The sequence below is a fragment of the Desulfobotulus sapovorans DSM 2055 genome (genome assembly GCF_059569355.1).
Genome location: NZ_JCANVJ010000001.1, coordinates 596,759 through 609,322, shown reverse-complemented (window position 1 = coordinate 609,322; position 12,564 = coordinate 596,759). Strand labels below are relative to the sequence as shown.

Below are 12,564 nucleotides of genomic sequence, written 5' to 3'. Positions count from 1 at the left end.
CTTTCGGACATGATATCGACAAAACAAAGGGGGAAAAACTCCCCATCCCGGGAAGGCTTCCTCCAGGGCCGAAAAGCAGGACGCCAAAAGCCTTTATCCCAAAAGCTTTTGGCGCAGCCGTCATATAAAAAACAAGGACAAGGCTGTCAATGATAACAAGCATTTTCATAAAAAAGCCCAGCTAACGCCCTGTCCTCAAAGGGTTTATTCCCAAGGCTTTTCCACCCCCTCCTCCACCCAGCCTCCGGTTTGCAAAGGCTGCCACTGCGGTCTCTGATCCCAGAAAGCCTGAACAGCACCCCGGAAGGCTTCGATATTTTCTATTTTCCTGATTTTTTTAAAAAACGCATCGCCGCCCGCAAAGCTCTGGTGAAAACAGGCCCACCAGCCCTTCATACGGGCAAGAAGATGGGAAGGCCCGGAAAGCCTTTCCGCGTAGGCCGCCTCAAGATCCGCATAAAACGCCAGAAAACGTGCAAGAGCACTCCCCTCTCCGGATACAAAAAGCCCCCGAATCCGTTCCGGAAGAAAAGGATCTGCCAGAAGCCCCCTGCCCAGCATCCAGGAAGAGACTCCGGGATACCGCTTTGAAAGGGCCATAAAATCTTCTTCAGACCAGATATCTCCATTGTAGACCACAGGATGACGGCAGGCCGCAAGAAAACGGGTAAAGGCCGCAAGATCCGGTCTGCCGGTATACATCTGGGTACCGATGCGGGGATGCACCACCACCCGGCTCAGGGGATAGCGGTTCAGAACAGGAAGAATGGCCTCCATTTCCTCCCTGCGCTGACGTCCCAGCCGGATTTTGACGGAAACCGCCAGGGGAGCGGAGGCACAGACCCGTTCCAGAAAGGCATCCACCCGGTCCGGATGGCAGAGAAGACCCGACCCCCGGGCTTTTTTGGCGACCATGGGAAAGGGACATCCGAGATTCCAGTTCAGCTCCCCGTAGCCCTGATCCGCAAGCAGGGCAGCAAGGTCAATGAAGGCATCGGGCTGATTCCCCAGCATCTGGGGGGTCACCGGTAAAGGGGAAGGGCTTCGGGGGACGAGATCCCCAAGTGTCTTCAGGGAAACCTCGGAGGCCTTGTGCAGGGAAATAAAAGGGGCCATGGCCTCATCCAGTCCCCTGAAATGCCGACCCCATACTGCCCGGTAAATGGTGTCCGTGTACCCCCGCATCGGCGCCATAATTACATACATAAGCATCCTTTTTCTATGGAAATTCATTCAAAATGAAACACTTCTGAAATTTTATCTTGTATACAAAGTAATAAACCGTTATGCTCTCTGCGTCTTTCCCTGAACCGGCAAAGACCGCATTATCCTTAAACCCTATTGTTATGATCCGCAAAGGAGGCCCCATGGTGCTGTTCAATCCCAAAAACTACAAAGACCGCAATTACCCGGATGCACGATCTGCGGAAATTATGAAAAAGACCATCGATTTTTTTGAGACCAAAGGTCTTGCCAAACTGAAAGAAGATTTCCACAGCCGGGAATTCACCTACGATTTTGCGGAATTTGTCAAAAAAGAGCGGATCTTTGAAACCCTTTTCCTGCCCAAAGGCTACGGGGAAGATCCCAACCAGTACTACTCCACCTACCGCATGTTCGAGTTTTCCGAAATCCTTGGTTTCTATGGCTCTGCCTACTGGTATATGTTCCATGTATCCACCCTGGGCCTTGACCCTGTCCTTCTGGGGGACAACGAGGAAGCCAAACACAAGGCTGCCGCCAAACTCAAGGAAAACCCCCTCTGCGCCTTTGGCCTTTCCGAGCGGGCCCATGGTGCGGACATCTACTCCAGTGAAATGAAGCTTTACCCCCAGGCCGATGGCACCTACCTCGCACGGGGTTCCAAATACTATATCGGTAACGGCAACCTTGCGGGCAGCGTCACCGTATTCGCCAAAATGGCGGATACCGATGAATACGTCTTTTTCGTGGTGGATTCCAGCCATGAAAAATATGAGTGCATCAAGAACGTCATTGCCCAGAACCAGATGTATGTGGCGGAATTCGCCCTCCATGACTATCCCATCACGGAAGCCGAAATCCTCTCCCGTGGCCAGAAAGCCTGGGATGACATGCTGAACACCATCAACATCTGTAAGTTCAACATCGGCTCCGCCTCCATCGGCCTTTGTGAGCACTCCCTCTACGAGACCCTGAACCATGCCGCCAAGCGCAACCTTTTTGGCAAGTATGTTACGGATTTCGCCCACATCCAGCAGCTCTTCTTTGACTCCTGGTGCCGCATCGTGGGCATGAAACTCTTTGGTCTGCGGGCCACGGACTATCTGCGGGCCGCCAATGCCGAAGACCGCCGCTACCTCCTCTTCAACCCCCTCATGAAAATGAAGGTGGCCACCCAGGGTGAGCTGGTCATGGAACTGCTCTGGGACATTCTGGCAGCCCGCGGCTTTGAAAAGGACATGTTCTTTGAGCAGGCCGCCGTGGAAATCAAGGGTATGCCCAAGCTTGAAGGTACCAAGCATGTGAACATGGCCCTCATCGCCAAGCTCATCCCCAACTACATCTTCAACCCCAAGGCCTACCCCGAAGTGCCCCGTATGAATGGTGGTCAGAACGACGACTTCCTCTTCAACCAGGGACCCACCAAGGGCTACGGCAAGATTCAGTTCCACGACTACATGCCCACCTTCAAGGCTCTCTCCCACCTGCCCAACGTGGCCGTCTTCATGGAGCAGATCGAAGCCTTCAAGGAATTCCTCATGGGTTCCGGCATGGATCTCATGGAGCAGATGAAGAACTTCGACTTCCTCTATGCCCTGGGCGAATGTTTTTCCGTGGTGCCCTACGCCCAGCTCATCTGTGAGTCCGCAAAGATTGAAGGTCTCTCGGATGACACCCTGGACTCCCTCTTTGACGTCTTTGTACGGGATATGTCCACCTATGCCATGAACCTGGCCATGAAGCAGGCCACCAGCGACAAACAGCAGGAACTGTGCACCAAAATGTACAGAAAACCTGTTGTGAATCTGGAGCGTTACAAGCGCATCATCGAAAATGAAATCTACAGCCTTGTGGATGCCTACCACATGAACCCCTGAAAAAGGACTCCCTGAAAGGCTCAGACTCCGGCGTCCTTCTGTCTGGGCCTTTCACGCCGGTTCCCACAGCTCCCCGGATTCCGGGGAGCTTTTTTTCTTTTCAGCTTCATGACGAACTGCTACAAGGCCTTGAAACGAAAAGCCGATTCCATCGGCATTCTGCGAACCCATCCTTCCATCAAGGAGAAACAATGCTGAAAAAATCCGACTACAAAGAAGATGTTGCCGGTCTCACCGCCCTTTTTGAAACCAGCATGGGAAATTTTGAAATCCAGCTTTTTGTCAAGGAAGCACCGGAAACGGTGTGGAACTTTGTCAATCTTGCCGAAGGTCGGCAGCGTACCCTGCGTCAGGGGAATTTTTACGATGGTCTCATCTTCCACCGGATCATTGATGATTTCATGATCCAGGGCGGCTGCCCCATGGGAACAGGCACGGGAGATCCCGGCTACCGCTTCAAAGATGAGTTTCACAAGGATCTCAAGCACAATGCCCCCGGCATCCTTTCCATGGCCAATGCCGGCCCCGGTACCAACGGCAGCCAGTTTTTCATCACCCTGGCTCCCACTCCCCACCTGAACAACCGTCATACGGTTTTCGGCATGGTCACCAAGGGTCTGGATGTGGTGCAGACCATCGGCAAGGTCAAAACAAACAGCCAGGACAAACCCCTGGAACCCGTTGTCATCCAGAAGGTGACCATTCAGCGTTCCTGAAAATCCTGTGGAAAATCCCGTGATGTGATCAGCGCCAGAAACACGACAGGCGGTCTCCCCGTAGCAGGGGAGAACCGCCTGTTCTTCTGGCAATTCAGCCGTTTCCCTGTCTCCACCCCATCCGGGGCAGATCCCTGGTCTTCCTTACCCCAGTTCCCGCTGCACCAGCACCTGGGCAATGTTAAAGGCGTTGTCTCCCACCTTTTCCAGTTTGTTCAGAATATCCACAAAAAGCATCCCCATGGTCACACTGCACACTCCGGAACTGAGACGATCCATGTGATTGTTCTTGAACTGGATTTTCATCTGGTCGAGCAGATTCTCATCCGCCGTATCCACCCAGATGCCATATTTTCCCGTATTGTAGCCATCAAACACATGGGTACAGAAACGGATGGCCACATCAAAGATTTCAGCCATTTCTTCCCGGGCCCCATCGGAAAAAGTCATCTTTTCCTGAATCATCTTTTCCGCGTACCGGGCAATGGACTCGCTGTAATCCCCTATTTTTTCAATATCGTGCAGCACATGCATCATACTGTTGATATATCTTGAATTTCTTTCCGTCATGGGCGTCTGGTAAAGCTTGACAAGGTAGGTACCAATTTCCTTTTCCATGCGATCCACCTTGCTTTCCAGCTCATAGATCCGGTTGATGATCTTGAGATCCCGCTCAAAAAAAGCCTTTTTCGCCAGCATCAGCATTTCCAGCGCAGTGCGGCTCATGCGCTCCACCTCTTTGCGTGCCTGACGCACAGCCATGTCCGGCGTTTCAATCAGGCTGTCGTCAAGAACCGTGGTACGGATATCCGGGGCATCCACACCCGGAATGAGGCGTTCGCAGAGCAGGGCTAGAAAACCGATCATGGGCAGGAAAACCAGAATATTGATGACATTGAAAAGGGTGTGCACGTTGGCGATGTGGCGGGCCACATAGGGATGGAAGCCATCCGCATTGACAAAATTGGCTTCTCCGGGTGTGATGGCATCCACAAACTCCGTGAAATAGGTCAGGAGAACCAGCATGTACGCCACACCAATGGCGTTAAAGAGAAAGTGTCCCAGAGCCGCCCGTTTGGCGGTTTTGTTGGCACCAATGGCCGCAATATTGGCAGTGATGGTGGTTCCGATATTTTCCCCCAGCACAAAGGCGGAAGCAGCATAAAAATCAATGAGTCCCGTACTCGCCAGAGCGATGGTGATCCCCATGGTGGCGGAGCTGCTCTGTACCAGCATGGTGAGGATGGCACCCGCAAAAGCGGCAGCAACGGGATTCACGGAAAAGTAAACAAAGGCCTCCCGGAACATGGGACTCTGACGCAGGGGAACAAAGCTCTTGGTCATAACTTCAAGGCCAAGGAAGAGCAGACCAAAACCGACAATGACCTCTCCCCAGTACTGCAATTTGGGAACCCGTGAAAAAAGACGTAAAAAAACTCCCACGCCAATGGCGGGGAGTGCGACTGCTGAAATTTTGAAAGCAATAAGCTGGGCCGTCACCGTTGTGCCCACATTGGCGCCGAGCACCACACTCAGGGCCTGGGTGAGGTTCATCAGCCCCGCATTCACAAAACCTACCACCATCACCGTTGTGGCGGAACTGCTCTGGATCATAGCCGTCACCACAATCCCGACCATGGCTCCGATCACCCGGTTGGAAGTGAGCTTTTCCAGAATGCTGCGTAAAGAATCTCCGGCGGATTTTTGCAGACCATCGGACATCATGCGCATACCCAGCAAAAAAAGTCCCAGTCCGCCGAGAAGCTGAAAAGTAAAGGTTATCCAGTTGATATCATGCATTATTATCTCCCTCTCGCCCCTGTTTTCCTGCCTGCATGCGGACGCACGTCCACCCTTCCAGGCGTCAGATCAGGTTTTTTCCCGTCAACGTGCCGGATTCCCCCTCCAAAAAAACAGACAGATACCTTCTCCCCTGTATAAGGTACGGCTTTCCAAAACCGCGTCTGTCAATCGGGGTTTTTATACACGACATCCCCCTGCTGTCAATGCGAATGGTCATCCAATGGTCATCCATTGCTGACACCGGACTTGATTCCTGTCCGCCAATGGTGGTATTGCCTGCATTCTACAGGAGAAAAGGGAGCGCATCTTTTTTTCAAGCCCCCTTTCAGCCCTACAGAATACCCCAAAACTGGACAGCACCATGCACTTTCCCGGAATGAATTTTTTCATCGAAAACCCCTTCAGCCAGACACGCCACCTGACAGCCCTTCTCAGGGAATGCGCCTTTGCCTTTCAGCAGGCCATGGAATGTATCATCTCCAAAAAAATGGAAATGGCTCTTCCCTTTAAGAATGATGTGTTCCGCCTGCGCCAGGAAATTCAGCGCCTGGAAGGGGATGGGGTACTGAAACCCCGATTTTTCCGCAGACTCACCATCCGGCCCACCCTCTGTCACCTGTATATCCGTGCCCATGGCCGCATTGCCCTGCACATGGAAAAGGTGCTGGAATGGGTACTTGTGCGGGAGGACGCCGTTGTGGATCCCCTGGAGACGGAACTCTTTCTTCTGGCGGATGCTGCGGGTGAAACGGTGGAGGCCTTGGAAAAACTCTCCCTGGCCGCAGGTTTCTGGATGAAGAAACCCCAGGCCAGAAACAAGAAAAAAGCCCTGGCCGCCGCCCAGGAAATTCTGGATAAAACGGACAAGGCCCAGACCATTGCCCGGAGAACCAAACGGAAAATTCTGGAAAGCGGTACCAGCACGCCATCCATGATTCACCTCATGGAACTTGCCAGCCTTGTGGAAAGAATCACGGAAGATTCCGATGAAAGCACACGCGTCGTGGTCTTTATTCTGAACTCCCTGTTTCAACCCCTCCTATCCGGTAAAAGCACATAAAGGAAACGCCGGACTTTGTCCGGCGTTTCCTTAAGGGGAAGGTATTGCTTCTGATGGAGGTAGGGATGTGTGCCACGTAAGCGGGCATATCCGGAAAATTCAGGGAGTCCCTTCGTGTCAGAGGAAATTTCCGGATAACCCCATACGTTTTTAAAAGGTATAGCGTTCAAAAGATGAAAAAACAAATTGATAATTCTGGACAAACTCATAAAATTTTTTTATTGGTTTTCTCCGTAAACCTGTTTCACCTGAAATACCGCCTGGCCGAAAAAAACAAAACGGTACACCTTACGGAGATCCCATGACCTTTCGCCAACTGGAACTCTTCCTTGCCCTGTCCCTCACCCCCCATGTCCGAAAAGTAGCCGAACAGCACTACCTTACCCAGGCCGCCGTCTCCAGTGCCCTGAAGGAACTGGAAAATGAGGTGGGGGTTCCCCTCTTTGACCGTCTGAACCGCCGTCTGGTTCTCAATGAAAATGGCCGGGCACTTTCCGAGCGGCTGGCTCCCCTCATGCAGCAGTTCCATGACACCATCGGTCTCTTCAAGGGAGAGCGCATGAGCGGGCATATGCACATCGGTGCCTCCGCCACCATCGCCGACTACGTGCTCCCCCATATTCTTTACCGCTTCAGGGATCTGTATCCCGATGTCTCCATCACCACCACCTCGGCCAACTCAAGTGAGATCACCCAGAGTGTGGAAAATGGAAAACTGGATATGGGCTTTGTGGAAGGCGAAGTACAGAGTGCTGTGGTCATGTCCGCACCGATCGGGGAAGAGGAAATGATTGTGGTCTCCTCCAATCAGGACTTTGCCCGCAAAGGTCCCTATACCATGGACTCCCTTCTCCGCCACCGATGGCTGCTGCGGGAACCGGGATCCGGCACCCGGGATACCTTTCTCCAGGGGCTTGGCGATCAGGCCGTCCATCTCCATGTGTTTTTAGAGTTTGACCACACGGAATCCGTCAAAAAAGTACTGCAAAATCCCGATACCCTGAGCTGCATGTCCCCCTATGCCATTGAGCCGGAAATTCAGCAGGGAAAACTTTTCCCCGTAGCCCTCAGCAATATGCGTTTTCCCAGAAAATTCTACAGGCTGCTCCACCGGGACAAATACGAAACCCGCCCCATGGAGACCTTTTCTTCCATGGTCAGCACAGTCCTCCGCAGGGGGGGAAAAAAATGACCCGTTCTCCCCTTCTCACCGCTTCGGGTGTCGGATGGCTGGTAATGGAAAAACCCTGCGGCATGAGTGTGCACAACCAGCCCGGGAAGGATCTCCTCTCCCTTTCCCTGGCCCTTGTCCAGTCCGCGCCAGAGAATGCCTTTCAGGGCTGGGATCCGGATTTCGGTGTGCACCCTGTGCACCGGCTGGATGCTGAAACCAGCGGCCTTGTGCTTCTGGCCCTGAATGCCGGGGTTTTTCACAGTCTCAGCCAGCAGTTTGAAGAAAAAACGATCCAGAAAGAATACCTTGCTCTGGTGCATGGTTCCATGCCGGAACGGGAAGGACTCTGGAAAACGCCCCTTTCCACCAAAGCAGAAGGCCGCCAGAACCCCCAGGGGGCAGCACCGCTCGTCGATTGTGAGACCCGCTATGCCGTCTCCGCATCCTCGGCCCGGTATACCCTGCTGCGCTGTTTTCCCCTTACGGGCCGTACCCATCAGATCCGCCGCCATGCGGCCCTGTCCGGTCATCCTCTGGTGGGAGACCGGCGCTATGCTCCTGCCCGTGCCCTGCGTTTTCTGGAAAAAAACTGGCCGGAAATGCGTCTGGGACTGCATGCCACAACCCTGTCCTTCCAGCCACCGGAAGGCAGCACCTTTCTTTCCGTGGAAAGCCGATGTACACCTGAAGCCTTTGACAGACTCATGGAAAGGGATCGCCCATGATTCAGGAAGTGGAAAAAAATCTTTTCCGGATTCAGCTGGCATCCAGGATTCCTCTTCTGAAACCGCCGGTGAATCTCTACCTCTTTGCGGGCGAAGACGGACTGCTCTGGGATGCGGGATATGGTACAAGGTGGGATATCCGGCGGGTTGCGGAAGACCTGAAAAGAATCCAAAGCATCATGGCCCATCGGGGAGAGACATGCCGTATCCGCCACATCCTCATCAGCCATGGTCATGGAGATCATTTTGCCGGTGCCCGCAGCCTGCGCACCCTCACCGGCGGACGCATCCTCCTGACAGCGCAGATGGCCGAAAAAATCGCCTCTGCCGAGCACTACCGCAGGGCCTGGCAGGAAGGGCCGGAAGCCCTCAGGCCCATGGCTCCTGCCCTGCTGCGCCTGATCCTGCCCTTTCTTGAATGGATGCAGAACCAACTTTTTGGCATGCACTGGATACCGGATCCGGATCTCCTGATTCCCGAAACCGGTACGATCAGGGCGGGAAACCGGATCCTGCACCATTTTCCCCTGCCCGGACACGCGGAAGACCACCTGGGACTGTACTGCCCGGCGGAAGGTTTTCTCCTGTCCGGAGATCATGTCCTCCGCCGCATCACTCCCTGGATGGGCCCCCCGCGCAGCAGCATCGACGCCTATGAAGCCAGCCTCGAAAAACTGCTGTCCATGTCCCCTCTGAACCGGATCTTCCCTGCCCACGGCTCCCCCGTGGAAGAGCCCGTAAGCCACCTTGAAGCGGCCCTGAACCATTCCCGTAAACGAACCCTGCGTGTCCTCCAGGCCGTCCGTGAAGCGGGAGACAGGGGAATCTCCTTTTATGCCCTGCTGCGGCAGCTCTATCCCTCAGCCCCTTCCGTCACACGGATCAGCGCGGAAGGCTGGGTACTCCTCACCCTGCGTATGCTCATGGAGAAAGGGCTGATCCATAGCCGGAGGGAAAGGGGGAAATGGCGGTTCAGGGCTGTGTCCCCTGCTCCTTCAGCCCTTCCCTGACCCCCATGTCGTGGAAGGGCGGCCCGCCCCTGCGCATCAGGGTGGCATTGCGGACATAAAGCAGCAGATCACAGACCACCATGCCACCGTTCAGCACATACAGCCAGATGACGGCATCATACTGATAAAAAACCTTGTGCAGAATCCCCGCCACATAGCCCACACAGACAATCACGAGAAAAACGGGGCTTTTTCCCCCGTTGGTTCTGGAATGCCAGGATTTCCAGATAGAAACGGGCCAGGCAAACCCAAAACACAGCAGCATCATCACTTCAAAAACACTCAGATCCGGCATCAGGACTCCTCAGCACTCCACGCTTCATGGAAAAAGAACAAAAAAACAGTAAAAAAACAAAAATCCCAGACGCTCTTTACGCCTTTCGAAAAAAAGCTTCAATACCAGGCCATGTACCTTTCTCCTGAGGGCCAGAAAAAACGGCACCGTTTCGCCCGGCAGCATTGATCCCCCCACGTGGAAACCATGGCTGAGGTAAGGTGATAATCAGAAAAAAAATTTCCAATCAATTTTTAACACCTTTCCAATCCCTGCCCAACAGAGTCATGGTGATATGGGTTCCCAGATCCGGAGCGCTCTCTCCCGCACGGTTCCGGATCTTCTCTCCCTCTGCGGTATCCGGGAACTCCCCATTCCGTATACCGCGCCCCATCTCCAGCAACATGACCGTTCTCCCTCCTCCGAAGGTTTTTCCGGATACTCCGGTATCCGGAAAAACCCTCCCAACCCCAGCGTATGGATCGCATACAAAAAATGTTTTTATAAAAGGGCTTCATGCTTTATAGTACACAATATCTTCCCCACAGGGAGCCATCCCCCATGCAGCTCCCTTATTCCCCACCCGAACCGTCAACATTTATTCCCCTGATGAGGTTTCCCATGCTGAACCACATGCGCCTTAAAACCAAAATGCTCCTTGCCGTATGCAGTGTGGCCTTTCTGGCCTTTGCCATCACCATCTTCAGTATCGGACAGATGGCTGCCGAGCAGCTACAGCAGAATGCGGAAACCCTGGCTGCGGAAGCGGCCCACCGCCACGGCGGAGAGGTTCGGGCCAAAATGGAAGAGCCTCTGGACGCAGCCCGCACCATGGCCCAGATGCTGGGAAGTGCCATGGCTTCCGGCGAAAAACCTTCCCGCGCCATGGTAGCGAGCCTCATGCGGGGGGTTCTTGCAGACAATCCGGAATACTGGGGAGCCTGGGCCGTGTGGCACCCGAACGCCTTTGACGGTCAGGACAAGAACTTCATCAGTACACCGGGCAGCGATGACAAGGGCCAGTTCATGCCCTACTGGCACAGGAGCAACGGCGCTCCGGAACTGGATATCACCGGTGCTTACGGAGAAAATGATCCGAATGGTACATGGTACTGGAAACCCTACCGCAGCGGTAAAGAATTCATCACCCCTCCCACGGAATACGAGATTGCAGGCAAAAAAACCATGCTGGTTTCCGGCTGTGTGCCCATCAAGGTCAATGGCAGAACCGTAGGGGTTGCGGGCGCAGACATTTCCATGGATCGCATGGCCAGCATCATCGCCCAGGTCACACCCTTTGGCAAGGAACACAGCTATGGCTTTCTCTTATCCAACGGAGGCATCGGCGTGGCCCACCCCATGGCAAAGGCCATTGGTGCCCACATGCGTGATTTCGGTATCGGAGAAGACATCATCCGGGCCGTCAAAGAAGGCCGCAGCACCATGGAATATGGCCGTTCCGCCCTGCTCGGAGGCAAAAGCTTCACCGTCTATGCCCCCATTCAGATTGGCAGAAGTGATGCCCCCTGGAGCCTCGCCGTGGCCGTCTCCATGGACAAGGTGCTGGAAGGCTCCAGACATCTTCGCAATGTGAGCATGGGCATCGGCGGCATCTCCATCCTCCTGCTCTTTGCCGTGGTCTATCTCATTGCGGAACGCATGATTGTCCGGCCTATCCGGAACGTGGCCGAAAATCTCAAGGAAATTTCCGAAGGGGAAGGAGATCTGACCAGCCGCCTGCCCGTCAGCGGAAGGGATGAAATTGCCCTGCTCAGTCTGCGTTTCAATACCTTCATGGAAAAGCTCCAGACCATGGTGTCCCAGATTCAGACCAACGCCCAGGCTCTGGGAAAATCCTCTTCCGGACTGAATACCATCGCAACACGTATGGCCGGAGAAACCGAAGGCACGGCCCAGAATGCAGGCCGTGTGGCAGCAGCGGCCCATGAAATGAGCATCAGCGTCCAGGCTGTGGCATCCGCCATGGAAGAGGCCAGCACCAACATCAATATGGTGGCTACCGCAACGGAAGAAATGACCTCCACCATCACGGAAATTGCCCTGCATTCGGAAAAGGCCCGGAGCATTTCGGAAAAAGCGGTTCAGACCGGTAAAACCGTATCGGAACGCATGAAGGCCCTGGAAGGAGCCGCCCGTCAGATTTCGACGGTCACCGAAACCATCACGGAAATTTCTGAACAGACCAACCTTCTGGCCTTAAACGCCACCATTGAAGCGGCACGGGCGGGCGATGCGGGCAAGGGCTTTGCCGTTGTGGCCGGAGAAATCAAGGAGCTTTCCCGCCAGACCAGCAGCGCCACCCAGGAAATCCGCAAAAGCATTGAAGGGGTACAGCACCTTACGGCGGAAACCATCCAGGCCATTTCCGAGGTGGTACGGGTGATTGGCGACATTTCCGACATCAACGCCACCATTGCCACAGCCGTGGAAGAACAGAGTGTGGCCACGCGGGAGATTGCAGGCAACATCTCCCAGGCCTCCGCAGGTACCCAGGAGGTCAACAGCAATGTCAACCAGCTTTCTTCCGTTTCTTCCGAAATTTCCGAAGACATTTCCGGAGTGAACAGCAAAACCGAAAGCCTGAAAAAGGAAGGCGGTGCGGTCATGGCCAGTGCTGCGGAACTGGCCCGGCTGGGCAGTTCCCTCAGCGATCTTGTGGGACGGTTCCGGGTATAAAAATTCATAAGCCCATAAACTATTC

11 protein-coding genes are annotated in these 12,564 nt (G+C 54.1%); 7 read left to right on the top strand and 4 right to left on the bottom strand.

The window, feature by feature from the left end:
• Positions 1 to 204 precede the first annotated feature (204 nt).
• A complete protein-coding gene (locus tag BR04_RS02575) occupies positions 205 to 1,206 on the bottom strand; it encodes a tRNA dihydrouridine synthase (RefSeq protein WP_496354415.1) in 1,002 nt (333 codons plus the stop codon).
• A 161-nt stretch (positions 1,207 to 1,367) separates the two neighbouring features.
• Here BR04_RS02575 and BR04_RS02570 point away from each other — a divergent pair, with 161 nt between their 5' ends.
• Together BR04_RS02570 and BR04_RS02565 are read left to right on the top strand one after the other, a co-directional pair.
• Positions 1,368 to 3,080 (top strand): acyl-CoA dehydrogenase family protein, encoded by a 1,713-nt coding sequence (locus BR04_RS02570; protein ID WP_496354414.1) that lies wholly within the window; start codon positions 1,368 to 1,370, stop codon positions 3,078 to 3,080.
• Between the two features lie 191 nt (positions 3,081 to 3,271).
• Positions 3,272 to 3,796 (top strand): peptidylprolyl isomerase, encoded by a 525-nt coding sequence (locus BR04_RS02565; protein ID WP_496354413.1) that lies wholly within the window; start codon positions 3,272 to 3,274, stop codon positions 3,794 to 3,796.
• A gap of 144 nt (positions 3,797 to 3,940) precedes the next feature.
• On the opposite strand, the gene BR04_RS02560 is transcribed toward BR04_RS02565, so the two are convergent.
• Positions 3,941 to 5,596 (bottom strand): Na/Pi cotransporter family protein, encoded by a 1,656-nt coding sequence (locus BR04_RS02560; protein WP_496354412.1) that lies wholly within the window; start codon positions 5,594 to 5,596, stop codon positions 3,941 to 3,943.
• A gap of 364 nt (positions 5,597 to 5,960) precedes the next feature.
• Between BR04_RS02560 and BR04_RS02555 the strand changes: the two genes are divergently transcribed.
• From BR04_RS02555 to BR04_RS02540, 4 genes are all read left to right on the top strand, one after another.
• Positions 5,961 to 6,659, top strand: a complete 699-nt coding sequence (locus BR04_RS02555) for a hypothetical protein (RefSeq protein WP_496354411.1) — start codon at positions 5,961 to 5,963, stop codon at positions 6,657 to 6,659.
• Positions 6,660 to 6,960: 301 nt separating this feature from the next.
• Positions 6,961 to 7,851, top strand: coding sequence for a LysR family transcriptional regulator (locus BR04_RS02550; RefSeq protein ID WP_496354410.1), 891 nt, complete (start codon positions 6,961 to 6,963; stop codon positions 7,849 to 7,851).
• Positions 7,848 to 8,558: an RluA family pseudouridine synthase gene (locus BR04_RS02545; RefSeq protein ID WP_496354409.1), complete on the top strand. Its 711-nt coding sequence runs from the start codon at positions 7,848 to 7,850 to the stop codon at positions 8,556 to 8,558. The genes BR04_RS02550 and BR04_RS02545 overlap by 4 nt, the downstream gene beginning before the upstream one ends.
• Positions 8,555 to 9,568 (top strand): MBL fold metallo-hydrolase, encoded by a 1,014-nt coding sequence (locus tag BR04_RS02540; protein WP_496354408.1) that lies wholly within the window; start codon positions 8,555 to 8,557, stop codon positions 9,566 to 9,568. Before BR04_RS02545 ends, BR04_RS02540 begins: the two co-directional genes overlap by 4 nt.
• On the opposite strand, the gene BR04_RS02535 is transcribed toward BR04_RS02540, so the two are convergent.
• Both BR04_RS02535 and BR04_RS02530 read right to left on the bottom strand, forming a co-directional pair.
• Positions 9,531 to 9,863, bottom strand: coding sequence for a hypothetical protein (locus BR04_RS02535; RefSeq protein ID WP_496354407.1), 333 nt, complete (start codon positions 9,861 to 9,863; stop codon positions 9,531 to 9,533). The two genes, BR04_RS02540 and BR04_RS02535, sit on opposite strands and share 38 nt — an antisense overlap.
• Positions 9,864 to 10,089: 226 nt before the next feature.
• The gene (locus BR04_RS02530) at positions 10,090 to 10,248 is read right to left on the bottom strand and encodes a hypothetical protein (RefSeq protein ID WP_496354406.1); all 159 of its coding nucleotides are present in this window, start codon (positions 10,246 to 10,248) and stop codon (positions 10,090 to 10,092) included.
• Between the two features lie 215 nt (positions 10,249 to 10,463).
• On the opposite strand from BR04_RS02530, the gene BR04_RS02525 reads away from it, so the two are divergent.
• Complete coding sequence (locus BR04_RS02525) at positions 10,464 to 12,539, top strand: methyl-accepting chemotaxis protein (protein WP_496354405.1); 2,076 nt, start codon at positions 10,464 to 10,466, stop codon at positions 12,537 to 12,539.
• Positions 12,540 to 12,564: the final 25 nt, after the last annotated feature.

Excerpts from the sequence above, each read along its gene's own strand:
- BR04_RS02545 (WP_496354409.1), top strand. The coding sequence starts at position 7,848 with ATGACCCGTTCTCCCCTTCTCACCGCTTCGGGTGTCGGATGGCTGGTA.
- BR04_RS02525 (WP_496354405.1), top strand. The coding sequence starts at position 10,464 with ATGCTGAACCACATGCGCCTTAAAACCAAAATGCTCCTTGCCGTATGC.
- BR04_RS02560 (WP_496354412.1), bottom strand. The coding sequence starts at position 5,596 with ATGCATGATATCAACTGGATAACCTTTACTTTTCAGCTTCTCGGCGGA.
- BR04_RS02570 (WP_496354414.1), top strand. The coding sequence starts at position 1,368 with ATGGTGCTGTTCAATCCCAAAAACTACAAAGACCGCAATTACCCGGAT.
- BR04_RS02550 (WP_496354410.1), top strand. The coding sequence starts at position 6,961 with ATGACCTTTCGCCAACTGGAACTCTTCCTTGCCCTGTCCCTCACCCCC.
- BR04_RS02555 (WP_496354411.1), top strand. The coding sequence starts at position 5,961 with ATGCACTTTCCCGGAATGAATTTTTTCATCGAAAACCCCTTCAGCCAG.
- BR04_RS02565 (WP_496354413.1), top strand. The coding sequence starts at position 3,272 with ATGCTGAAAAAATCCGACTACAAAGAAGATGTTGCCGGTCTCACCGCC.
- BR04_RS02540 (WP_496354408.1), top strand. The coding sequence starts at position 8,555 with ATGATTCAGGAAGTGGAAAAAAATCTTTTCCGGATTCAGCTGGCATCC.
- BR04_RS02575 (WP_496354415.1), bottom strand. The coding sequence starts at position 1,206 with ATGTATGTAATTATGGCGCCGATGCGGGGGTACACGGACACCATTTAC.
- BR04_RS02530 (WP_496354406.1), bottom strand. The coding sequence starts at position 10,248 with ATGTTGCTGGAGATGGGGCGCGGTATACGGAATGGGGAGTTCCCGGAT.
- BR04_RS02535 (WP_496354407.1), bottom strand. The coding sequence starts at position 9,863 with ATGCCGGATCTGAGTGTTTTTGAAGTGATGATGCTGCTGTGTTTTGGG.